22 protein-coding genes and 1 tRNA gene are annotated in these 22,581 nt (G+C 34.0%); 12 read left to right on the forward strand and 11 right to left on the reverse strand.

The features are described from left to right. Positions 1 to 20: 20 nt before the first annotated feature. Together NFRAN_RS01125 and NFRAN_RS01130 are read right to left on the reverse strand one after the other, a co-directional pair. Positions 21 to 380: a hypothetical protein gene (locus tag NFRAN_RS01125; RefSeq protein WP_172602019.1), complete on the reverse strand. Its 360-nt coding sequence runs from the start codon at positions 378 to 380 to the stop codon at positions 21 to 23. Further along, a complete protein-coding gene (locus NFRAN_RS01130) occupies positions 381 to 947 on the reverse strand; it encodes a winged helix-turn-helix transcriptional regulator (protein WP_134482697.1) in 567 nt (188 codons plus the stop codon). A gap of 860 nt (positions 948 to 1,807) precedes the next feature. Here NFRAN_RS01130 and NFRAN_RS01135 point away from each other — a divergent pair. Both NFRAN_RS01135 and NFRAN_RS01140 read left to right on the forward strand, forming a co-directional pair. Continuing rightward, positions 1,808 to 2,125 carry a hypothetical protein gene (locus NFRAN_RS01135; protein ID WP_134482698.1) on the forward strand — a complete coding sequence of 106 codons (318 nt, stop codon included), beginning with the start codon at positions 1,808 to 1,810 and terminating at the stop codon, positions 2,123 to 2,125. Positions 2,126 to 3,494: 1,369 nt separating this feature from the next. Next, a complete protein-coding gene (locus tag NFRAN_RS01140; protein ID WP_134482699.1) occupies positions 3,495 to 3,839 on the forward strand; it encodes a hypothetical protein in 345 nt (114 codons plus the stop codon). A gap of 889 nt (positions 3,840 to 4,728) precedes the next feature. Here NFRAN_RS01140 and NFRAN_RS01145 read toward each other — a convergent pair. Next, positions 4,729 to 4,977, reverse strand: coding sequence for an Lrp/AsnC family transcriptional regulator (locus tag NFRAN_RS01145; protein ID WP_134482700.1), 249 nt, complete (start codon positions 4,975 to 4,977; stop codon positions 4,729 to 4,731). 156 nt (positions 4,978 to 5,133) lie between these two features. On the opposite strand from NFRAN_RS01145, the gene NFRAN_RS01150 reads away from it, so the two are divergent. Further along, positions 5,134 to 5,217: transfer RNA gene (locus NFRAN_RS01150), tRNA-Ser, on the forward strand. Beyond that, entirely contained in the window at positions 5,193 to 6,722 is a 1,530-nt protein-coding gene (locus NFRAN_RS01155) for a site-specific integrase (protein WP_134482701.1), read from the forward strand. The genes NFRAN_RS01150 and NFRAN_RS01155 overlap by 25 nt, the downstream gene beginning before the upstream one ends. Before the next feature lie 5 nt (positions 6,723 to 6,727). On the opposite strand, the gene NFRAN_RS01160 is transcribed toward NFRAN_RS01155, so the two are convergent. Beyond that, the gene (locus NFRAN_RS01160) at positions 6,728 to 7,684 is read right to left on the reverse strand and encodes a hypothetical protein (RefSeq protein ID WP_134482702.1); all 957 of its coding nucleotides are present in this window, start codon (positions 7,682 to 7,684) and stop codon (positions 6,728 to 6,730) included. 63 nt (positions 7,685 to 7,747) lie between these two features. Here NFRAN_RS01160 and NFRAN_RS13465 point away from each other — a divergent pair, with 63 nt between their 5' ends. From NFRAN_RS13465 to priX, 5 genes are all read left to right on the forward strand, one after another. Next, a complete protein-coding gene (locus NFRAN_RS13465) occupies positions 7,748 to 7,900 on the forward strand; it encodes a hypothetical protein (RefSeq protein ID WP_172602020.1) in 153 nt (50 codons plus the stop codon). A gap of 2 nt (positions 7,901 to 7,902) precedes the next feature. Continuing rightward, entirely contained in the window at positions 7,903 to 8,106 is a 204-nt protein-coding gene (locus NFRAN_RS01165; protein ID WP_134482703.1) for a hypothetical protein, read from the forward strand. Next, on the forward strand, positions 8,103 to 8,324 hold the full coding sequence (locus tag NFRAN_RS01170) for a hypothetical protein (protein ID WP_134482704.1): 222 nt from the start codon (positions 8,103 to 8,105) through the stop codon (positions 8,322 to 8,324). Before NFRAN_RS01165 ends, NFRAN_RS01170 begins: the two co-directional genes overlap by 4 nt. 143 nt (positions 8,325 to 8,467) lie before the next feature. Continuing rightward, positions 8,468 to 11,053 carry a hypothetical protein gene (locus NFRAN_RS01175; protein ID WP_134482705.1) on the forward strand — a complete coding sequence of 862 codons (2,586 nt, stop codon included), beginning with the start codon at positions 8,468 to 8,470 and terminating at the stop codon, positions 11,051 to 11,053. Next, on the forward strand, positions 11,043 to 12,140 hold the full coding sequence (gene priX / locus NFRAN_RS01180) for a DNA primase noncatalytic subunit PriX (protein ID WP_172602021.1): 1,098 nt from the start codon (positions 11,043 to 11,045) through the stop codon (positions 12,138 to 12,140). Before NFRAN_RS01175 ends, priX begins: the two co-directional genes overlap by 11 nt. Positions 12,141 to 12,245: 105 nt before the next feature. Here priX and NFRAN_RS01185 read toward each other — a convergent pair whose 3' ends face one another. From NFRAN_RS01185 to NFRAN_RS01200, 4 genes are all read right to left on the reverse strand, one after another. Next, on the reverse strand, positions 12,246 to 14,939 hold the full coding sequence (locus NFRAN_RS01185) for a PKD domain-containing protein (RefSeq protein ID WP_145987980.1): 2,694 nt from the start codon (positions 14,937 to 14,939) through the stop codon (positions 12,246 to 12,248). Between the two features lie 374 nt (positions 14,940 to 15,313). Continuing rightward, a complete protein-coding gene (locus NFRAN_RS01190) occupies positions 15,314 to 16,156 on the reverse strand; it encodes a DUF72 domain-containing protein (RefSeq protein ID WP_172602022.1) in 843 nt (280 codons plus the stop codon). Between the two features lie 120 nt (positions 16,157 to 16,276). Beyond that, positions 16,277 to 16,867 (reverse strand): hypothetical protein, encoded by a 591-nt coding sequence (locus tag NFRAN_RS01195; protein WP_134482709.1) that lies wholly within the window; start codon positions 16,865 to 16,867, stop codon positions 16,277 to 16,279. A gap of 351 nt (positions 16,868 to 17,218) precedes the next feature. Beyond that, complete coding sequence (locus NFRAN_RS01200) at positions 17,219 to 17,626, reverse strand: hypothetical protein (RefSeq protein ID WP_145987981.1); 408 nt, start codon at positions 17,624 to 17,626, stop codon at positions 17,219 to 17,221. A gap of 108 nt (positions 17,627 to 17,734) precedes the next feature. Here NFRAN_RS01200 and NFRAN_RS01205 point away from each other — a divergent pair, with 108 nt between their 5' ends. Beyond that, on the forward strand, positions 17,735 to 18,031 hold the full coding sequence (locus tag NFRAN_RS01205) for a hypothetical protein (protein ID WP_134482711.1): 297 nt from the start codon (positions 17,735 to 17,737) through the stop codon (positions 18,029 to 18,031). Positions 18,032 to 18,479: 448 nt separating this feature from the next. Here NFRAN_RS01205 and NFRAN_RS01210 read toward each other — a convergent pair whose 3' ends face one another. The 3 genes from NFRAN_RS01210 to NFRAN_RS14085 all read right to left on the reverse strand — a co-directional run bounded on the left by NFRAN_RS01210 (position 18,480) and on the right by NFRAN_RS14085 (position 20,467). Beyond that, positions 18,480 to 18,857 (reverse strand): hypothetical protein, encoded by a 378-nt coding sequence (locus NFRAN_RS01210; RefSeq protein WP_134482712.1) that lies wholly within the window; start codon positions 18,855 to 18,857, stop codon positions 18,480 to 18,482. 337 nt (positions 18,858 to 19,194) lie between these two features. Continuing rightward, positions 19,195 to 19,452 carry a hypothetical protein gene (locus NFRAN_RS01215; protein WP_134482713.1) on the reverse strand — a complete coding sequence of 86 codons (258 nt, stop codon included), beginning with the start codon at positions 19,450 to 19,452 and terminating at the stop codon, positions 19,195 to 19,197. Between the two features lie 184 nt (positions 19,453 to 19,636). Next, positions 19,637 to 20,467, reverse strand: coding sequence for a collagen-like protein (locus NFRAN_RS14085; RefSeq protein WP_197731081.1), 831 nt, complete (start codon positions 20,465 to 20,467; stop codon positions 19,637 to 19,639). Positions 20,468 to 20,665: 198 nt separating this feature from the next. Between NFRAN_RS14085 and NFRAN_RS01225 the strand changes: the two genes are divergently transcribed. Together NFRAN_RS01225 and NFRAN_RS01230 are read left to right on the forward strand one after the other, a co-directional pair. Then, a complete protein-coding gene (locus NFRAN_RS01225; protein WP_134482714.1) occupies positions 20,666 to 21,055 on the forward strand; it encodes a hypothetical protein in 390 nt (129 codons plus the stop codon). A gap of 419 nt (positions 21,056 to 21,474) precedes the next feature. Continuing rightward, positions 21,475 to 22,299, forward strand: a complete 825-nt coding sequence (locus NFRAN_RS01230; protein WP_134482715.1) for a hypothetical protein — start codon at positions 21,475 to 21,477, stop codon at positions 22,297 to 22,299. The last annotated feature ends 282 nt before the right edge of the window (positions 22,300 to 22,581 follow it).

Here is a 22,581-nt window from a genome sequence, read left to right on the forward strand (position 1 = left end):
TAACACGAAATATTTTTGAATCACCGGACTGTTCGGCGGATAACAGATAAGAAGAATAGCGTCATTATAGCTAGTGTAATTGAAGTATGCAATAAATCTTGCATAGGATAAGTAACTGAATAATATCGCTCAATAATTAATTCCAAGAAAACCTGAAATGCAAAAAGAGCAAATGCTGTTGCTGCGTAAAGAATATTCTTTAGACCGGTCTTTTTATAAGTCGTAATAGATAGTAACAATAATGTAATTGAGAAAACCCCGATTAACAGGCTTTCCAAATTTTCGATGATTCCTATGAACTCTAGTTGTAGAGTAGAGATCATGAAAGTTGAATAAAAAAAATCCGGAATCGTAGTTATCGATGTCATCATTTCTAGCATTTAATTCTTGTCCTTATTTTCAGCATCAAATGAAAGAGATAAATAGATTTCTGCCAATTTGTCGCTCCATTTGCTCCATAGACTCGGGTAGTAGGATTTTAGTAATTTGGTTATCATCAGAGGATCAATATCTGAATTTAGTGAATATCGTTTGAATCTTCCATCTTTTATTTCCGTAATTATTTTTGTTCTAGTTAATCGACTCAAATTCCAGCTTACTGTGGGCGCGGTTATACCTAATTCCTGTGCAATCTCCATTTGAGTAGGCTGACCATGTTGTATAATACACATTATTATTTTGCGAGGTGTTTCTAGGTTAAAGAATTTGATTACATCTTTTTCATTCTCACCGAAAATGCCAGTTACAAAAAAACACTTGTGTAATCCAGTTCTAGAGGAGGTAATTTTTTCTTCTTTTTCTAATTTACTAAGATAGTATTGTATGGTACCCATAGAACACCCAAGATCACCTTTTATCCGGCGCAGATGTATTCCAGGATTGTCTTTTATATAGTTGAGTATTCTTGATTCATTGGTATTATCGTTAGTGTTCTGGTGTCCTCGCATTTATCAACCGCATCAACAAGATAATAAATGATATTCTTTAATAAATGATATTAAGAATCTAAACAAAAAAAATTATAAAAACTAAACTAGACATATGGAAAAATTTCAAGGACATTCTTTAATTTTTGAAAACAATTGCATCTATTAGTCGGTGTATAGCTCTAAATGATACAAATCATAATTCTGGTAGTATGAAGGCTTAATCAAATTAGAAACAAAATAAATGTAATGATAGACTACATTATTATAACGAGTCTTTTTTATAAAATATTTGTACTCAAATTAATTCCCTTAATTAGTACACTTATCTAATCTATGTTAGTTATACAAACCCGAGTTCTGAAATATACTTTGATATTTGTATCAATTTTCTTTTAAACCAGATTTGTAAAAAGTATTTAAAGTCAACAATGCAATGCTTAAGGTCCAAACAAATTTTTGAAAATGTTAGTAGGCACATCTATAATGAACTCAATATAGGTATCATCCGGCGAATTTCTAGTTCATACACTTCGAGCTACTATTTGATGTCAAGATACAAGATTGTCGCTCTTGTTTGCAATTTACATCCTGAGGAATAAATTAACTTTGACCAGTTCATCAAGATTTGATCAAACAATTTTTTATTTCCACAAAGAAATGGTTTTTGGAATCTCCATTAGTTCACGCAAGATCACAGAAAGGAGCCTAGTACTCACCTCATTGTGGTTTTGGTGCATTAGTCTGTTATTGAGATCGGCCACAAGAAGCTATTTATTGTTATCAATATTTTTCAGGAAATTCTGCATGAATTGTTTATTTATCCAGTGTACAATGGATCATTTTCCTTCAAAATTCACAAAAGGAAGGTTGTTTTATTAATGAATGAAAATTTTGGAAGCGCCGGAACCCTTCCTATTTACTTGAGAGCATCGATCGTTGAGCCAATATTACAAGCTTGTTCTAAGGAGGCACCCTTTATTAGCATTTATAAAAATACTAAATCCCTAGAAGATATTTCTGAACATTTAGTTAGAAAGTACTTATATCATTTGATAAACGGTAATTTTTTAAGATATGAAGGGCACAAAAAAATATTCGTTTTGCTCCCATCAGGAATGGAATTATTGGTTGTAATTTATGCACAAATACAACAAAATCCGACTTACCATAAGGATCTACGTATAAAAGTCGAATAAATTTCAAAGACTTTACCAATTCGATACGTCACTCTAAAAAAAGTGTAAAAATGATCAAAGCAACTATGAAAAATTCAAATAACTAATTTACTAAATTATTAGTAATTTGGTTCCCAAGTTGTCAACTTCAATTATCAAGTCTGATATTTGATCTTCATTTGACAAACCTTAGAATTACCCTTATTATACTCACTTAATTTTTCTGTTTTTCCAATGACAAAAAAAGAGAGGTTCCAACAAATCTGATAGACATGAACCAAAAAATAACTATTACCATAACAGCGATATATTGTAAGTAAATCAGTTCACCTCTCTATCGTATTACTCTCTCGGGGACCTGAACTGCAAATTATGATTGTCTGCGACAAATACTTTTTCTCACCTACATGTACCTAGTTTAGATATCAAAAGATCAACGGAGAGTAAATTGGAGTTTAAGTTTGACGATTCAGTTACTTGTGCTCTTTACATTCATCCTACATTTTTAGATGAATGTACCACAAATTATAATTAAATGGCAATAATAATTAATTTTGTATACCTAACGGTATGCACGATAGGACGATCCAATGGAAGGAAGAATGTGAAATGGATTAACCAATAATTCCAAGTCAAGAATTTTCTCGATCCATTTCATATTCTGTTAATCAAGAAACAGGTAAATTGCAAATATGGTTGCCTGCCTTATCTTATTTAATTAGGACGTATGTAAGAGCTAGATTGGCCAATTAATAGTATTGTTAGATGTTATCCTCTTAAAACGCATATGAACGATGCTGTGCAAAAACCTATGCATATACATTTAATTTCCGTTGAGTATATATTTACTTTTGACCAAAGTCTTAGATCATTACATAATCCACGATGTAAAAGTAAAACAATATCTTAATAACACGATCCTTTCAACTTTGCAGTATCAAAAATTCTAATCATGTTTATTAAAAACAAGGAGCAACACAAGTGCTAGATCTCATCACTGAGGATTTTGAAAATTGATAAAAGGATGCATTCTCATATCATGTAAACAGGCATATCTTATGCAGATGATCCCATTAGTTCACAATGGAGCTATCTCTTCAAACTAGAATGCTAGAATGTCGTATCACAAAGTATGAACAAGAAATAATCTTACTTTTTTATCTAAAATGTAGATATGACTTGAGTTAAAAATTATCATGCAATATACATAGTATCGACGATTATGAATCATTTTCAAATACCCAATTTGTTTATTAATGGTCACTTTACTAAAAAGAGATATCCAAAGGTTTTTACTTTACTAGCTATTTAAATTTATACAACAAGATAGTAACATACTAAATAATATGGGAGAAGATAAGAATTTTTTGCTATTTTCAAACTTAACAATTTGCGAGGAAAACAGAATCGCCTCAGACTTGCAAGATTTGTTATTTTAGTAGGATTCATAGTTGTAGCATTAGTTGTCCTATCTGTCTTCATTCCAAGGGCTGGTATAAGTGTGGAGGTAGTGCAAAGAGCTGAAGTTATAGGAACAATGAAACTACTTAGTGTGAGAGTGTCAAACAATAACTTTGAAACACTGCAAAACATTACAATCCAATTTGGCGACAATGGAGAGATACAATCGATTGGAAATATGGGACCATTTAGCTCAGTAATGATAACACCAGACAGAGAAGATCGGAATTTTGACAAGGCAATAGTAGAAGGTAATAATAGTATTATAAGGTAGGTCCACACCAGATAATCAGCTAGTAAACCAGACACATGCTCCAAAATTGGCTTTGTTAAAGTTAGAATTAGTACAGAGTAGGTGAATATATACCCTCATTTTCATAGGCCTATAATTGGTATATACAGGGTTTATCAGTCTCTAAACTTTAGGATATTCAATGGACAATCAATTGACATTTGTATAATTAATCTAACATCATGCGGATTAACGCATTTAGCTCATTTGATAAAATCCAAATGCATTACACATATTAGTATCAACATTATTTTCAGTAGATCATTTTACTTACTGGAAATGATCTGTCATCATTTGTTCACGATGTCTCTGAGACTACTTTATCGCGTATTATACGAGTTAAGAATTATGGGTTCCACCATTATCCATTAAGACAGGTACGCCTGGAGTTATACGCATTGACAGAATTGCCAGTAGTAGAAATTGTTTTTCCGTGCCGGTGTGCCTCTAACGTTGATATCTCTGGATACCTAATGATGATGAAAAAATTTGCTATAATTTCAATAACAAATTTTCTAACTTTTTCCAGTTAATGATCACATATTTCTGTCTGAATAACTTATTGATGTTGCCAAAGTTATAAAACGAATGTACCTGTTGTTATTATTCTAAACGATGTCTACAAGGTAATTTCTATTCTTCGTGAAGTTTTTAAAAGGATATCGGCATGGTTCAGATGGTGATAAATAAGGTTCGTTTAATAATGAAGAATAGATGATTTTCTTGTCTAAGGATTACGATTAATCATATCGATGATTTAAATCGGATCAAAAAATGATCATGTAACGTCATTATTAAAATTCCATTAACATGGTGATAGTTATGTCCATGTTTAACGATTTGTTAAATAACATCTGTTAGATCCTAGTAATTAAAGATCACGGCTCTGTCCTTCAATTACTATCATTGTCAGAGTTGAGCGTACTTTATCTATCTTTCTAATCTTCCAGGTAATAATTTCGCGTAATTTATCCATGTTATCAGAAGACACTCTAACTATAATATCATAAACACCGAAGACCCCATTCACCTCTACCACTTCCGGGACTTCTTTAATTTTTCTAATTATCTCACTCTCTGATCCTAAATCACAATTGATTAAAACATAGGCTGTTGGCATGTTTTACAGAGGCAATTTCAATTATTAAACGTTTTTTATTCTTTATTTCCTATGTCTTGGTGGTTCTTGTACTATAACTGGGTTTGAAGGTAAAGAATTTAGTTGAAGAAATTTATGACATAATTAATATACCCTAATAAAAAATTATAAACTTAGGCGGGGGTCGCCTAGCCTGGTAGGGCGTGGGATTGCTAATCCCATGTTCGTAAGAACTCGTGGGTTCGAATCCCACTCCCCGCGCTTATCTTGGGGATTTATACGACAATTTTAAATGCGATAGAAAAGCACCTAATGACAGAACGACAAATTTGGCGCATGAAAATACTTCTAGTCATATTGAACAACATCAGCAATACATCTATTCATCAATCACTAAAAGGATAGACTCATTGACAAAATCATGCACAAAACAATATTTCAACAAGGTTTTAAAAAATCTAGCCATTGCTAATATCGGCAATGCGAATACTATTTGTGATTATATTATCTCTGAAGAAACAGAGATCAACATCAAGAATTCTACTAAAGAAGGGAAAATAAAGGTTCTTGTATGGCTTTCAAATTATCATGAAAACAAAAAACTCTTTAGAGAACTAACCAAACAAGATATCCTAGAATTTTTAAATAATTTGCGAAAACCAATATCTGAGGACCCGACTCAGAGGTGGATTGGTTCTTACAATGGAAGACAAATCATTTTGAATAAATTTTTTAGATGGCTTTACAACCCTGAAGAACCAGATCACACAAAGAGACAAACTCCGGATTGTATGAAGGGAATAAAGCAACTGCCAAGGAAGGAAAAAACTCCATATTCTCCCTCAGACTTATGGGAACCCAGAGAGCACGTTTTATTTTTGAGATATTGTCCTAGTGTACGAGACCGATGCTTTCATGCTATGGCAAATGATTCCTCATGTCGGCCGTCAGAGTTGCTGAATTTACGAATACGTGACATTATTTTCAAAAAGACGCGTGAAGGAAAGCAATATGCAGAAATTCTGATAAAGGGAGGTAAAACCAGACCAAGGACCGTACCATTAATAGATTCAATTCCATATGTAAAAGATCTTATTGATAATCATCCCACCGGTTCAAACCCTGATTCTTGGCTTTTTGTTTCCAGTTCTAAAACATCCTTTGGATCGAGATTAACCCTTGATGGTTTAACCTATCAGTATAAATATTTCTATAAGAATCGATACTTCCCGGATCTTTTAGAGGACGAAACAGTTCCCGAAGCAGATAAAGCTTTGATTAGAAACCTGATAACAAAAAAATGGAACATTTATGTCCAGAGGCATTCGGCTCTCACCCTTAAATCCCAATTCTTAAAAGAACATGTTTTAAGAGACCATGCAGGTTGGACCTTAAGCAGCAAGATGCCTCAGATTTATATTCATTATTTTGGTAACGAATCTGCCAATTCTATCCTACAAGCCAAAGGAATTATCAAACCCGAGAATGAAGAAAATAATATTAGCACGATGAAACCAAGAGAATGCCCGAATTGCGGTGAACCAAATAAAAGAGATGCCAGATTTTGTGCGAGTGATCATTGTCGAATGGTCCTATCATATGACTCCTATAATGAAGTTCGGAATGAAGATAAGCAAAAAATTGACAGACTAGAAAATCAGATGAAATCACTGCAAGATGGTATGAACAGGATTTTTGCAGTCATACATCAAAATAACATGTTGATTAACATAAAGCCGGAGATTTTAGAAAAATTAGTAAAATAGATCGATTATATGTTGTCACTTTCTGCTATTTGAAAACCCATCGTCCTTTGTATAACCTGATCTTTATCCTTTTTAAGATTGTAAAGGAATTCCTCTATTTTTTTGTCAGTATCATATTTAGAAACTGTATCTAAATTTCGATAGTTGGCACTCAATAATAATTTCGTTTCCGAGGTCTCAATTTGTTTATAGAGCAAAAGGAATGGCTCTGTGTTCTTACTCCAGAGTAACTTTAATAGATTGTCTAAATCATCTTCGATTTGCATTATTTCGGATATTTTTACAATTTCATAAAGTCTACCCCATAAATTCTGTCCTTTAGAATCCATATAATTCACGTATAACAAGAGTTGTTGATCAATATCAGAATTAAATGGGGAATTTTCTGTAGATAAGTCAGAAATTACATACAAGTACATTTCGCTAATCTTGTTAAAATATATTGAATATAGTCTATTGATCAAATTCTCATCATGTAGCCTAGCGGGTAAGATTACAACGAAATTGAATAGATAGACATCATTGATAATTTCTATCATATCGTATTGTAATAATGACGCACCATCTTTTTGGACTAAGTTAGCTTTCTTACTTGTTCCAATTGCTTCAATTTCTATACGATTCTCAAATTTTTTCTTTTTTTCAAATTGCTTTACTTTGTCTATAAATTTCTTGAACTGTTCGAAAATGTTGTCCAAATCTTTTGGAATAACTAATAATAAATTATCCGAATTTACGGATAGACTATATGATTTAGAATTCCTTCTTTCCTTTCCTGAATTTAATATACCTTCAGCAAGTAATTCTTGAATTGCCTCGGTTACTGTGGACTTACTACCAATCCCTTCCTTTATACAATAGTTTAGAACGTCCTTTACTCTCTTGTTGCCCTCATTGGTTAGATAATCAATTATCCTATTTTTTCTATCTTCTTTTGTTGTCGTATAGGGATTTAGCGCCATTTTAATAGGTATATACGTATAGATCATATATACTTATTTATCATACATAATTATCTATAATTAATGGTTACAATATTAATCGACAACCAGGTTAGGAACCAATTACGCAGAATAGGACACAAACATCAAACCTACAATGACATAATAAAACAACTGTTAGAAAAAGCAAAAAAAAGTTCGGCTAATTCTGACCGAACTGCTATGGATGAAGGATAAAAATGTCTTCGACAAGATTAAATCAAGACTTTAGACAAGACCATGACAAATTATGTTATGCATTTGGATGTGATAACGAACATTCGGAAAAAATCAATGTAAGTGCCGGAACCTTTGGGACTATTACTTTAAAGCTGTGTAACAAATGCGTGAATTTATTCAAAGATAGTAATACATTATCAAGCCGAGGGATTTTCCAAAAATGAATGATAGAACATCAAATTATAATTTAGGTAGAAACATGCACCATACAAGAATATTGTACAAGATTTGCATTCACGATTACAGTAATATACTAATCAGTAGAAAATTGGCAGAAGAAAAAAGTGATGGAATCGAAAGTTTGACCGACTTGCTTCCATCATTATTATCCGAAATCAATCAACATAGTACAAAATCGGAGGCCGATTTAATACATGTATAATTTTATATTCTCGTTGGATAACAATAAACCTTTTGATTTCTGTAGGCTCTCTTTTAATAATGCTTTCTGCATACTAATCCTGCAATACAGAATTAAGCAGGGTTCGACATGTCCGAATAACCATTCTGAGAAAGGATACCAACATGAAATCTTCGGCCGGAGTCGTAGTTGATTTGATTGAATTTGACATATCTGATGAGTTAAAGCCTATTGTTTCGGAATTTGGATACGATAATAATGGATCAATCAAAATAACCTTTACAGAAGTTTATCAAAATTTGTCTTTACACTGTTTCTTTGATATAAATAAGATTCAAAAATCACTTGCCGAATTTGAAAGGAAGTTGAAGTCCAAAGTACAAAGGCTTTTGCCATCTCACTATAATCTTATCGAAGAGGATTTTATCAAGAATTTGCATAAGATAGACCTCGTTGAAGATGATACAAAGAGTTCAGATAGACAAAGTGATGATACTAAAACACAAGACAACAAAATAGTATATCAAAGAAAATATCAGTTAGGTTTTATCCTATATGAAGCTGTTATTGTAGAAAGGTTACCAAAATTTGTTTTTTATGACTCTGGCACCTTCAATCTCATAGATAAAATAGAAGTAGCAAATTACACTATTTATCCAGCTGATACAATAATTTCATCTAACCCCATTCCATATTCTTTTGAATCAGAACAAGAGCTAGCAGACTACCTGGAACTTGCCAAGAATGAAACTTTTGACTCTCTATTTGAAAAGATCCTATCAGAATTCAAAGACTACGTTAACGTAGAAGAACATAATCAAATAATATTATCATGTGGAATATTGTTTAGCTATTTTCAGGACAAATTCGGCGCAACTCCCTATAATATTCTAGTAGGAGAGAACGGGTCCGGAAAGAACTCGGCGCTACTTGTATTTAGGTTGTTAGGATATAGGCCTCTTTATATCACAGCTGCAAGTGCTGCAAATTACTATACATTTTTGGGCCAAATTCAGGAAGGCCAGGGAACAATAATAGAGGATGAGGCAGATAACATCTGCAACTCAATAGAAAAGAAAAACATGCTCAAGACAGGATATTCCAGTGGTGGTTCCGTTCCGAAGGTTGGGTTTACAAAAAATGGTAGACGATTCCAAGAATTCTATTTGACTTTTTGTCACAAGTGGTTTGCAATGGAAGAATTACCTCAGGGTAAAAACAACAGAGGTGTTTTTGACCGGTCGTTCATACATTATTTTATGAAAGGTGATGTAAAATACAACATTAAGGATGTATTAAAGGACAAAGATTCAAAGTCATACCAGAATTTAATTCACCTAAGAAAACTTCTCTTGGCTTTCAAACTTGTAAACTATGACCGAAAGTTTCCAAGTGTAAAGACAAATTTGAAAGATAGAGATGCCGAATTGACTCATCCACTGTTGAACATATTTTATGAGGGCCGCAATTTTGAAAAGATAAGATTAGCGTTATCAAAGATAATTTCTGAGAAGACGTCTACAAAGAGCAATTCTATTGAAGCAATGATTGCAGAAACTTTAAGACAGTTGATTGAAAATAAGAATGAACTAATAATTAGCATCTCCAACGATGCTTTCTATTCCAGGTTTAAGGAAGTATCTGAAGCAAAAGATTACTGTTTTGATGAATCAAATTCGACCTTCTATCTACCAGATGGAACCAAGATATCCAAATCTAAAATTATAAACTTGCTAAAGTCCAAATTCAAGGCAAAACTATTCAGGACAAACCAAGCCAGAGGTTTTACCATCAATAAACGCGATATTGAAAAAATCTCAAAACAATATGATATAATAGAAGAAATAATCGTTAATGAGAACCAAACTAAAGGAACACATTCGCCTGATGCTATAGAAGAAGATGAAAAACAAATGGCAAGTAAAAAGAAGGTGACGGAGGTGACGGAGGTGACGGAGTTTAAAGATGCCATACCTCATTTTGATGAAAAAACTTCAAAGGATGATAATCAACGAAGAAAAGAAGATGATCTCACCCCAAAAGATAAAGGAGGTAATAAAGATACTATCTCAAGCAAGAAGGAAAATGAAGTAGATAAGAATAACGAATCCTTAGCCGGTCCAAACACTTACTATGATAAGGAAGATAACTCGACTAATAGCTCTTCTGATACTTCAAATCCTGATAATAAATCAAATACAAACTCAACTGATCTTAACGCGACGCTTTCTAACTTAAGAGAGAGTAATAATAGTAGTATTACCAATAACAATACTGAGCATATAGGTAGAGAGGCTAAAGAGGAGCTAGGGCGAGAACCCCTTGTATCTAACAAATCAACGATCAATCAACCTGAGTCTATATCTTCTAAGGAACCATCTCACAACTCGGGTTCTACTTCCCTTTCATCATTGAGTTCTTACAACTCAAATTCTCAGCAGGAAACTCAATCTAATAAATATAAAGTAATTTCAAAAACAATATACACACCTTTAAAAGGCGTCACGGGTGTCACCTCCGTCACTGCATTACCCCCGCAATATCCCTGTTATTTCTGTGGTAATGATTATAAGACAGGTATAGACTTTGACATGGAACTTCATCTACTTGAGAAACATAAGCAACAAATGTTAAGGCTACCTATCAAAGGTAATTTAGATAATCGGAGCGAATATTTGGTTCAACTCACAAAAAAGAAGATTAGGGACGAAAGTACAGTTAATGTCGAAGGAGACCACTATGAACTCTGAAGATATAGACTTTATAATGTCTCACTTTGGTCATCAGTTACAGGATTTTCCACGTAAGATGATGACTGACAAAATAGGTGCTCAAGTTCCGGTATTTTCAAAAGAAGAGATCTTCATAAAGTGCCAAGAATCAGATTTCATAGATTGTAGGATTAATGCCTATCCGGAATACACTGAATACCAAGGAATAGTAAGACACCCCCCAAACTTTATTTTTATAGATCTGGACTTGTCGAAGTTTAAAAATTCTAAAAAGAAACTTGATAATGCTTTAGAGAATACCTTAAACAACATTCATTATCTTGGAGCAAAACCTACCGTGATGTGGTCTGGAAACGGATATCATATTTATCTTCCAATAGAAGCTATGGTTTTGGACCTGATAGATAAATTTTCAAAAGATAAATTCCCAAGCCTTTTCTCAGATAATTATTATAGCAAATACCATGGTTATTCAGTATCAGAATTATTTTTAAAATTCGCTAAAGACCATCTAACCAATGGAAATGCTGATCCGCAGCATCATCCAAAGTACAAAACATGTTTGATAAGGTTTCCCAATACCTACAACTCAAAAAACATCGGGAATGGATTAACTCTTGAAGAATCAAAAGTTAGGCTAATTCAAAAATGGGATGGTGGAAGAATTCCCATACAACTGTTACTTAAGGACTTTAGGAGGTGGATAGCACAAGAAGAACTTGACCAAAAAAGAAGAATCAGAAGGATAAAGTCCAAGATTCTCAATAGTAAATCAAAAAACTCGGAAATATTATGGATAGAGAAACTGCTTCAAATCCCACTTGAAGATCACAGAAAATATTGTCTTTTTCACATTTTGGTACCTTATCTTGTCAATGTGAAAAAGTTACCGCCCGAGGAAATTTCTCAGGTAATAGTTGATTGGTTGTCAAAATGTAACAATGTGAAGCATCTAGATTTTGATCCAGTGTCAGAAATTAAAAATAAGATGAAATATGTCAAAAGTTACAAGCCTATGAGTTTGCCTAAATTAAGAAGAGAAAATAAATGTCTGTTTCAAGTTTTGTTTCCTACAATTGGTAATTTTTGTGGGACTGGCTGTTGACTCGAATATCTTTCATAATATATATAGAATATCGAATTCACATTCACTAAAAAAGATTGGTAATAGTAAGAACAAAAAAAGATAAGATTTATTGAGATCTATATCTTAGTTTGCAAAGTTTACATGTATATGGTCGGTTATCAATGGAACAATTCGTCCGTTTACTATTTCTGTACAACCATTTCCTGCTAGTCCATTTACCGGTAGTAAGTTATTTCCGCCTTCGCAACGAAGGATAGTAGGTTGATTTCCATAATTATTATCACGGATTACTTCTCTAAGAAGCAGTTTATGATTATCTGTCATGGGGGCACCATTTCTATTTAAGAAACCAATATCAACCTCTTTTCCAGAATTATGGGAAACATGAGGATTTATCCAATGCCCATTTACATCTGATAAGCCACCCCATCCCAAATTCATAGCTGTTATTTTTACAGGAACATTCACATTACGAATGAGAACAGGTATCTCTGGTTGTTGTACCACTCGATTATTTACTACAATGGGATCCTGATCAACTCTGCAATCAGGGTTTCTAGCAAAGTTTAGGACTTGACTACAAGTCTGCTGTCTATCAATGAACTCTTGAGCAATTGCCATTATTGCGTTATTTGTTTGTTGTGTACCATAAAATTCACACCCATGGTTATCTTGTTTTTGAAAGAAATAATTCCCTACTTGAGGATATATAGCACGAAAAGCTGGCGGACAATTATCTCTTTGAGAATTTGCAATAGGCTGAAGAGGGTTATTTTGATCATTAGTGTCCAAAACCCTTGTATCAATAGAAACAGATGAATGAAATGGCGTGTTGTGATTTGCATCTTCGGTTTCTACTAATGAGGCAATTACATCATCTTGACCAGAAATGTAAACTGTAGTTCCTGATGCTGTTATGCGTTTTGGAGATTCATAGTCTACTTGAACTATCCCCAAGTTATTAGTGTTAAGAGTGATGCCTTGAATCACGTTGTTTACCATCGGTTGACGAGCGTTGTTCAGGAAAGCAGCAGGTCGTTGATCTCCTTGAGGTCCAATATTACACTTATCATTTCGATTATCGTGGTTTTCGTGACCATCATGAGATAGAGTCGAAGGAATAGTGCATGCCTTAATTCTAACATTTTCATTTGGTACAGGTTGATTATCAGTATTTTTTACAGATACAGTTAACCGTGCAGTTGCGTCCCCAGGTTGAGTATTGGTAGCAGGAGGAGCATATGGATTGATCGAATCTCTATTACTAGTTATTTCTATAATTAATGGTAATACCGTTACACTTACTGTGTCAGGTTTACTATCCTGTTTTCCGTCGTTAACCACAAGCTGATACACAAAAGTTTCTTCTCTGTCAACGTATGGAGCCATAAATGATGGAGCAGCGGTATTTGGATCTTTTAACGGCGGAGCAAAAGGTGTTACTGGGGTCCATCTAAAAGTTATTTCTCCAGCCGGTGTGCTTCCAAGACCATTCAACTCAACGTTAGATCCGGAGTTTACTCTTTGATCAGTTCCAGCATCAGCAACTGGTGGACAATTATCGTCATCGGCGGCGGCAGCGGTGCTAGATACAGACGATAGTGTCAATGGTATATTCGGAATTCCAGAGATTGTGTTAGCAGATACTTCGTCACATATCAATGGATTTACTATTATTGTTTCAGCTTCACTAGTTGATGCACCATGAGTGTCTGCTACAGTAAGTGAAAATGAAAGAGAAGTGTCTCGATCAACCGTTGGCGCAGTAAAGCTTGCAATTGGAGAATTAGCGCCAGATAAACTTACTGGAGGACCAGATACTTGATCCCACCTGTAACTCGCAATCGAATCGCCAGGATCTGGATCAAAACTATCTCTTCCGTCCAGGGTTACAAATTCTCCACTACTGACAATATTTGAAGGAAGAACAATTATCGAAGTCTCAGGAGGACTATTTTTAGGATTCACCACTATATCTATAAAATTAGGATTACTGTCGACAAACGCATCATTAACAACTGACTTAAATTGTAAGGTCGTCTTTTCGTCTACATTTGGAGCGACGAAGTCCCATTGATAAGAATCATCTAGATAACGAGGAGTCAAATTGACCGCTGGTCCTTTTGTTTGTATCATGCTGGTCGAATAAATAGGATCATTATCAGAATCTGAGTACCCCTGATCTATAGTTACAAGTGTGCCCGATCTAATTTCAGTTATATCGGTAGGTTGCACAACTCGATCATTTGAGATTGGTTTTGAGTTGGAAATAGAAAGATCCCAAAACTGTACGTCATTCCCAGAAGAATAGATCTCCCCATTAGGTCCCCTGGTTATAGGATAATCTGAACCACCACCGAATCCGCAAACGGCAGGACTATACCCCTTTGTCAAAAAAGCCGATTCAGGCATATTTGAAACAATTACACGAAAATGTGCCCCAATACTATCCTGGTTCGCATTTACTGCTCCATTCAAGGCTACTTCTCCAGAATGAGGATCACCACCGGTTTCCAAGTTAGCTTGATATCTATATGAAGTAGCGTCTGGATCGAGTTCACCATTTTCATCGTACACATAGTTTTCACAACTTACGGTCCAAGTTCCAGTGGCCATGAAATTGCCTCCCCTTATATGCTCTATGGGGCCAGAAAGATGTATTTTTGTTTCAATAGAAGGTTCTACGTAGTTTATCCCACCTTCAAGAGTTCTAGAGGAAGATGAAGCGTTAACAAAGGAACTATTTCCGTTCCATATTAGTATCAAAAAGATAAAACCCAAGACAATATAAAATACACTCAATCTCTGTATTTTCATTAATTTCAAATGTTTTGCAATGAAATATAATATTAAGAATTTTCTAAAATGAGATTAAACTTTCTTGTAGTAGAATTTCGTAGGTGATAGCGAGACAAGTAATTCCATTCAAATGTTTCGTAATTATAAATTCAATTATCCTATTTAATATTGTTCTGTAAAGAGTATATACTATTTTATGCTTGGGCGAAGGTCATCGAAAAATTCTACTCAGAGGAAAGCTATGAATATTCGAATCATCGACAATATTTCAACATCAAGGTGTGTTTCACATATTATTTTAAAAGTAATTATTAAACGTCTGCTATTTTCCCGAGCCAAAACATCAGAAATTTCGCTTAAAAGTTATAAAAAATAGAAATATCGAAGCAAATCTATTTTGTAAAATCAGACAAACTGGATTGATGTCGATCGATTGACGGACCAGAATTATTTTCCAATTCAGTCTTCCAATCTATTTCTGGCATATTCATTAATTTCAAAAAGTCGTTAACTGATTGAGGACCGAAGCCAGCGAAGTGATTGTTAAAGGCTATCAATATATCACCCATGTTTGAATTTTGATTTTGTGCTTCTCGAACCTTCTCAACATATTCAAGCATCTCATTTCTTCTGTTTTTTACGGTTTTACCAAAATCCTTTTCGGAGATACTTCTATCGCCTATGAATCTAACATAGACCTGATCGGAAGTAATAACAGAAGGAGAATCCAATTCGTCTCTTACACTCCAAACTAAGGATATATCATGTTCTCTCAGAAAATTATAAACATCATCAGTAAACCATGAGTTATGTCTTACCTCTAAAGAATATCTAAATCTGTTATCTAAATGATGGGCCATATCTTGAAAAGCATGGAATCCTTTCTTCTTTGGAAGAAACGGAGGAAGTTGTATCAACAGCGTCAAGGTCTTATCAACCAACGGTTCTAATGAGTAGAATAAAATGGACAAAGGTTTGACAACATCTTCTAACTTTTTTTCATGAGTTATTACTTTAGGAAACTTTAACGAGAATCTAAAATCATCAGGAGTTTTATCCTTCCATCCCCTAACAATTGATCTCGAAGGGATATGATAATATGTAGAATCAACCTCGACAAATTTAAAGAACTTTGAGTAATAAGGTAAATAGTCTTTATTTTCTAAATATTTCGGATAAAAGTTTCCCTTCCAGCCTTCATAGCTCCACCCAGAACAGCCGATATATAGTGTCAAGATCGACTTAGAATAGATCAAATAATAGAAAAGCTTTCAGTTAGAACCCATCCATACATTATAAAGGGTTAATTTTAGAAAATTTATAGAGTAACAACAAATTCAAGTTCTAGCGATTATTTATGAATCCTCTGATAGAGATTTAAATCTGTTTGGACGATACGAAAGTTTTGCTTTAATATCTTCTAGTGTTTTTATTTCATCTTCTAATACTTTTTTTCTTAGTAACGAACAATTTATCTCATGCTGTAGCTGGTCTTTCATACTATCGAAAGAATGAATCTGACTCAAATAATCGATTAGTAAATCCGCCTCAGTATCAAATAATTCCTTGTTTTTTAGTTTCTCTATAACCTTAAGCAGAAATGGTATATATCGCTGATTTTTTCTGTAGAAATCAATAAATTCAGTCATGTTCTTTAAGGTCAGGTACTCTCCATAGTATTCTCTAACTTCATTATATCCTAGATCTAGAATTTGCAAAACTTCAATAGTGTCTTTTCCTTCTGTGAACATTTGAAAAGCCTTTGCTCTATTTGATTTAGGTTTTTCTGGTATTGGTTGTGTTTGGCCATTACTTTCTCTAATGATCTTTCCTATTACTGAGAAAGACATGTGAACATCTTTTGCTATTTCTCTCATGTTTTTTCCTTCCTTATACAAGTCGATAACGCGATCTCTCTTGTTGTCTCTTATAGGGGTTGATGACATACTCTTTATAAAAAAATAAGTATAAAAGCAAAATCCCTGTTATCCTTTAAAATGGCAGATTATCGTTGATACCCTTGTTATTTTGATAAAATTTAGAAAATTTTTTGTGCTTGATTTTTGTAAAGTTTCTACTTAGATGGATATTAAATTTTTTAACTCTATTAAACAAAAACCTTATAGATGAAATGTCTTTATATTCTAAGAATTTTTCTAAAATAGTCCAAGCACGGATTTACTTGGCAGTATCTTGCAAGACATTAATAAAAAAGAATATTGTCAAAGCATTTGAAACTGATAACTGTTAAAATGTCATTTTCTTATGTCTTTAATCGAATAAAATAAAAAAATGATTTAGCCGAACAAGCTCCCAAACAAGTCTCCAATTGGATCGTTTCCGCTACTCGAACTACCCGAGAAAGCTGAACTAGAACTAGCTTGAGAACCCGTACCACATCCAACCTGATTCTTTAATGCCAATAGTTCAGGATGTCCGGCTAGAATAGCGGCTGCACCACCTCCAATACAAGCCAGCACCCGTTCTCCTTCAGGTGTAAGAGTATGGCCACCATTGGTGGTTAAAGTACCACATGGTTCAGCTATAGCCATGTCAACAATTGGATTCTTACATATCTCGTACCAATTTACTCCTCTGTTCTGTGCATTTACGTTTAAACTAACAGTACTGATGATTAGTAGTCCAAATATAGCTACCACCCCAATACTCCAATTTCTACTTAATGAAATTGCATGTTTTTGCAACAAACATTAATTATATATCGATTATATAAACTGCATGTTTTTGGCTTTCATTATCAATTAAAATCATTACCAAAAAACCATAAATAGTGGTAGTCACAACGTCTTTTAATGAAACGGTCTTTTTATTTAAACAGCAATAAAAAAATAACTTCTAAAGGCATTATGATGTTGATGCTCCTTCCTCTGTTTTTTATAAGTACTAGTGAAGGTATCAAATCAATAAATGCTAGCAGTGATGGAGATGTCAGTTGTTATGATAAAGGAATTATAGATGGCGAAGACCACCCATTCAACCAGGGAATGTATAATAGATGTGGAGAAGATTATTATCATGGATTTTTACAAGGCTGTATGTCAGTAGAGGGAAACGATAGAGATATTTGTGAAAGCGCAACAGATGCTTAAGTCAGTTTCTGTTTCGCATAATGATACTATTTTAAATTTTTAAACCATGATCCGATCTGACATCGACTTAATCTCAGATCTATTATAAATACCCAAAATACTCCAAATTGCCTGAAAAAGTACTAAACTTGAGATAAAAAGGGTTTTTTAAGGTACTTCAATAATTCTAAGACTTGCACCTTTCTGTCCACTGTTGGTTAGTAACTTATACTGACAATAACTATGACCGGAATAGTTGAGTTTTTAGGGCATTGTTCGTGTGCTAGTATTAGTCACTTCTGGATGAGTTACGCCTCTATAACCTTCATCATTCCTAGTGGATAATGAGTCTTCTTTTTAAATTGGAGTTAAGAATTTACTATTGCTTTGACAATCCACTAATAAATACCCACATGTTAAAAAAGAAGGCTCAATATGCCATGTATGTTATGTCGTTATCGTTATCATTTTAATCAAATCTATCATAACATGGTCGATCTCCACTATCATCTAAATCACAATATATATTGCCATTACATCCATCTGAACCTTCTGAACAATCATATTCAGAACTACCTGCGGTAGCGGCCTCATAAGCCGCATATCCTGCGTAATAACCATTCATAAATTCACTAGTATGAAATTCCGGTCCTTTTCCAGGTTGGTTGATGTATCGTTCTGATGGATAGAATAGTTGTGCATCCTCATAACCATGATCAAATCCAGATTCGTACGGGCTCTTACTGGATGCTAATGCAGATCCAGGAATGGATATGAAAAGAACTGCAAGGATGCCAAAAATCAGATAGTTATATTCAACACGGCATTTTTTTCTGTAATAATTCAATAGTAAAGTTGTAAGGCAGATTTATATATTTTTTCCTATTTTGGAATTCATTATCAATTATGTCCATAAGGACAAAACGGTCTCGTATCCATACCATGGCAACCGTGGCTCCCGAGGGGATATCATTAAATATTCACATACGATAAACTCTTCTTCTTCAAGTGTTGTTCCTGTGGATGACTGGATGAAAGACCTTTTTGAAATTATTGGAGATGTGATTGCTACTGTAATTCGAGGTTGGAAAATGAAATGTACTATCAATTACACTTTGCTGTGCATACCTTATAGTTCGAAACATCCAATCTCCGAATGAATTTATGAAAGTGAATAAAGAAATTTATTCAATGCTATTCCCTATTTGATTTCTTAATATGCTTCCCTGTTCGGGACCATGCTTGTCAAGTAGCATAGTATGTGGGCCGAATGTCTGACTCGAGTTTTCCAGATCTTTGAAATTCCCTGGCAAGGTCGTTTGTAATTCGTTTAACACCTCTTTTCTATCTGTACTAACAGTCATAGATTCAGTATTGGTAATTGGATCATCATAATAACTCTCTTCAGTCGGGATTTTGATTAGCCTTAAATGAATATCCATTGGAATTGGATTAAATTAATAGCCATCAATCGGATTTGACTGAAACAGGAATTTATGCATCTTAAAACAAAATCAAAGCTACCAAGTATTATTAAATTGGCATATGCTCTAAGACCTAAAAAATGATAATTGTAAAAAATAGGGTTTTGGATTGTTGGATCTCTTTTCAATAGCTAAAAAAAAGTTAGGGATTTTGTATTTGTGGATTATATAGTATGTCTATTGTACATGACTTAGTCTCTTCTGGATGGATCACACCTGAACAACCTTCACTATATTGAACATGGGCGGTATTGAGATTAATGAAGGCGTTCTTAGCTTTATGAATTACTTTGTAACTTCCAAATCCTAATGTTACCTCTGTTGGTTCAGACGTAGCTGGAAAAGCATCTGGCGATTGATGGTTCCCTTCAATGTGAATTGTATAAAAAGTTGAGTCTGCATTACCGCCATTAATGTTGTTGACATTGGCTATAACTATCACTTTCCCATACTGAACACCTTCTCCTGTATCACCTTTAGGCCCTTGTTCTCCCTGTGGTCCCGATGGTCCCTGTGGTCCCTGTGGTCCCTGTGGGCCTTGTGGTCCAGTTTCACCCTGTGGTCCTTGTGGTCCCTGAGTTCCAGTATCGCCTTTGTCTCCCTTTTCTCCCTGTGGCCCTTGTGGTCCCTGAGTTCCAGTATCGCCTTTGTCTCCCTTTTCTCCCTGTGGCCCTTGAGGTCCTTGTGGTCCCTGAGTTCCAGTATCGCCTTTGTCTCCCTTTTCTCCCTGTGGCCCTTGAGGTCCTTGTGGTCCCTGAGTTCCAGTATCGCCTTTGTCTCCCTTTTCTCCCTGTGGCCCTTGAGGTCCTTGTGGTCCCCTCAGCAAGTCCAATCCAGGGAGGTCTGCGAATTCATCAAGGTCAAAATCCACTGATATTGTGGCTAAGGCTTGGGGTATAAATCCCGTTATAACAGTGGAGAATACTACAGTAAATGTTATTAGAACAGATAACTTTATACTATAATTTGTCAAATTCATTGTAATAGCAAAAATTAAGTATTTTTTACATTCGACTAAAAAACATATGAAATTAACATAAAAAATTATTATAAAAGATATTATATCTCGTCTCGATTGCTATTCTGAGACCGTATGTTCTAATAGAAGGACTGAAGATAGGTAAACCATAACCTTGAAAAACATTATGATTAATTGTAAATTTAACATACGATGGAACAGCAGCAGAAAGAGGGAGAATTAAAAGGACCTATTGAAGTATTTGAAAGGCTTTTTACAGAAAATGCTACAGCAAGAATTTTGGATTATTTCATATCACAAAGGTTTCAATCTTATTCGGCAGATCAAGTAGCTAAAGATTCAGAATTATCCAAGGAGATTGTGTCGGAAGCAATAGACCGACTTGAAAAAAGAGAAATTGTAAGACAAGATAAAAGATTAGAAAATATAAATAACAATGTTAACGAGACTGCGTATACATTATACGTTGAATCGATGACAGCTAATGTCCTTATTAGAGCTGCATTTGAGATAGCCAACGCTGAAAGGATCTCATCTGAAAAGCAAAACAGGGAAGAAAATGGACAGCAAAATATAATGTAGAACTAAATCTGTTACCTCGATAACATCTAATTAAGAATTTTAAGAGTATGAAATACAACCTTCTGTTTATACCATGATAGTGGTTCTTGTGGTGATTATGGTAATAGTGAACGATTTGTAGACCAATCATTGTTTCTTTGAAACGAGCATATTGAAAGCGTATTTCAAATCAATAGCATTTGGGTGATCACCAGGGGTAGATTAGCATCAAAATCTTTTCATTTACTCTACTCATTAACTTTATTGGATTAGGATACCGGAGCTTCATCCAGTTAGTTAAACTACAAAAAAGGTTTGCATATAATAACTCACTTATGGAAAAATTAGATTGGAAAGAATTATGGAGATAGATCTCAAGTTCCATAACTATGAATTAATATTTATATTCTCCATACTAAATAAAGGGACATATTATAATCATGACTATCTGTATTGGAGCTATAAGTAAAAACGATGATAAAACCAAGGAAAGTGCAGTTGTAGTATCTGACAGGATGGTCACTGTAGGATTGCCTCCAATTGAATTTGAACAGAAGTTATCAAAAAGTATTCAGATTACACAAAACTGTGTCGTGTCAATTGCAGGTTCTGCATTGGCCTTTTCGGACATTCTTAACGACGTTAGATCGAATCTTTCCGAAGGACAAAATTACAGTATCTCTCAGATTGCCGAAACAATAAGAAATTCATATACGAGAATTAGAAATAAGAAGATAGAAGAAGTAATCCTTTCAGGAATTGGAATGTCCTCAATTAGAGAATTTTTTGAAAGAAATATGACCTTGTCACAAAGTATAGTAAATAATGTTTTTGATGCATTTTCCAGATATAATTATGGACTCGTAATATTGGTAACAGGGACTGATATTAATGGTGCGCATGTATTAAGAATAGACAATCCGGGAACTATTCTGTCTTATGATAGTATAGGATATTGCGCCATTGGAATTGGAGAAATTCATGCAATGTCAACTTTTATTGCTAATGATTATTATCCTTATTTGGATCTCAACCATGTAGTAGCCTTATCTTATGAAGCAAAAAAACGAAGTGAAAAGGCCCAAGGAGTGGGACAACAAAGTGATTTGTTTATTATAAAGGATGGTAAATCAACAAAACTTACTGACGAACAAATTACGAATTTAAACAATATTTATGATGCCCGCGCAGATCAAGAAAAAAAGGCTGTATCTAATATCGAGGAATCGATAAAAAACTTAAAAATTGACGACTTTTTTAATTAACGAAGTAAAAAATTTTTCTCTTCTTTTATCAAGGGATTATCCTTATTATCAGTATTAAAATTTATGAGTTCTTTATCTTGAGATTGCCTACGTAACAAAATTTCCTCCAACGTGTTCATGCCCATACTATCATAATGTCTTTAATATATTTAACAACTCTCTTATGTTGACCCAAGGTTGATTTTGGTGCCGTTTATATTTCAGGGTTGTTATATTGATTAAATAGAAGTTAATAAAATTTATACTATTAGAATTATTTTATACAGTGATTACTTACTATCT

It is taken from the genome of Candidatus Nitrosocosmicus franklandus (assembly GCF_900696045.1).
In the GTDB taxonomy this organism is placed as follows: Archaea; Thermoproteota; Nitrososphaeria; order Nitrososphaerales; family Nitrososphaeraceae; genus Nitrosocosmicus; species Nitrosocosmicus franklandus_A.

What these genes read in the sequence shown, in the direction of transcription:
- NFRAN_RS01135 (WP_134482698.1), top strand. Translation starts at nt 1,808, where the DNA reads ATGAATGAAAATTTTGGAAGCGCCGGAACCCTTCCTATTTACTTGAGA.
- NFRAN_RS01205 (WP_134482711.1), top strand. Translation starts at nt 17,735, where the DNA reads ATGAAACGGTCTTTTTATTTAAACAGCAATAAAAAAATAACTTCTAAA.
- NFRAN_RS01225 (WP_134482714.1), top strand. Translation starts at nt 20,666, where the DNA reads ATGGAACAGCAGCAGAAAGAGGGAGAATTAAAAGGACCTATTGAAGTA.
- NFRAN_RS01165 (WP_134482703.1), top strand. Translation starts at nt 7,903, where the DNA reads ATGTCTTCGACAAGATTAAATCAAGACTTTAGACAAGACCATGACAAA.
- NFRAN_RS01175 (WP_134482705.1), top strand. Translation starts at nt 8,468, where the DNA reads ATGAAATCTTCGGCCGGAGTCGTAGTTGATTTGATTGAATTTGACATA.
- NFRAN_RS01160 (WP_134482702.1), bottom strand. Translation starts at nt 7,684, where the DNA reads ATGGCGCTAAATCCCTATACGACAACAAAAGAAGATAGAAAAAATAGG.
- NFRAN_RS13465 (WP_172602020.1), top strand. Translation starts at nt 7,748, where the DNA reads ATGGTTACAATATTAATCGACAACCAGGTTAGGAACCAATTACGCAGA.
- NFRAN_RS01215 (WP_134482713.1), bottom strand. Translation starts at nt 19,452, where the DNA reads ATGGATATTCATTTAAGGCTAATCAAAATCCCGACTGAAGAGAGTTAT.
- NFRAN_RS01130 (WP_134482697.1), bottom strand. Translation starts at nt 947, where the DNA reads ATGCGAGGACACCAGAACACTAACGATAATACCAATGAATCAAGAATA.
- priX (WP_172602021.1), top strand. Translation starts at nt 11,043, where the DNA reads ATGAACTCTGAAGATATAGACTTTATAATGTCTCACTTTGGTCATCAG.
- NFRAN_RS01230 (WP_134482715.1), top strand. Translation starts at nt 21,475, where the DNA reads ATGACTATCTGTATTGGAGCTATAAGTAAAAACGATGATAAAACCAAG.
- NFRAN_RS01185 (WP_145987980.1), bottom strand. Translation starts at nt 14,939, where the DNA reads ATGAAAATACAGAGATTGAGTGTATTTTATATTGTCTTGGGTTTTATC.
- NFRAN_RS01145 (WP_134482700.1), bottom strand. Translation starts at nt 4,977, where the DNA reads ATGCCAACAGCCTATGTTTTAATCAATTGTGATTTAGGATCAGAGAGT.
- NFRAN_RS01195 (WP_134482709.1), bottom strand. Translation starts at nt 16,867, where the DNA reads ATGTCATCAACCCCTATAAGAGACAACAAGAGAGATCGCGTTATCGAC.
- NFRAN_RS01170 (WP_134482704.1), top strand. Translation starts at nt 8,103, where the DNA reads ATGAATGATAGAACATCAAATTATAATTTAGGTAGAAACATGCACCAT.
- NFRAN_RS01125 (WP_172602019.1), bottom strand. Translation starts at nt 380, where the DNA reads ATGCTAGAAATGATGACATCGATAACTACGATTCCGGATTTTTTTTAT.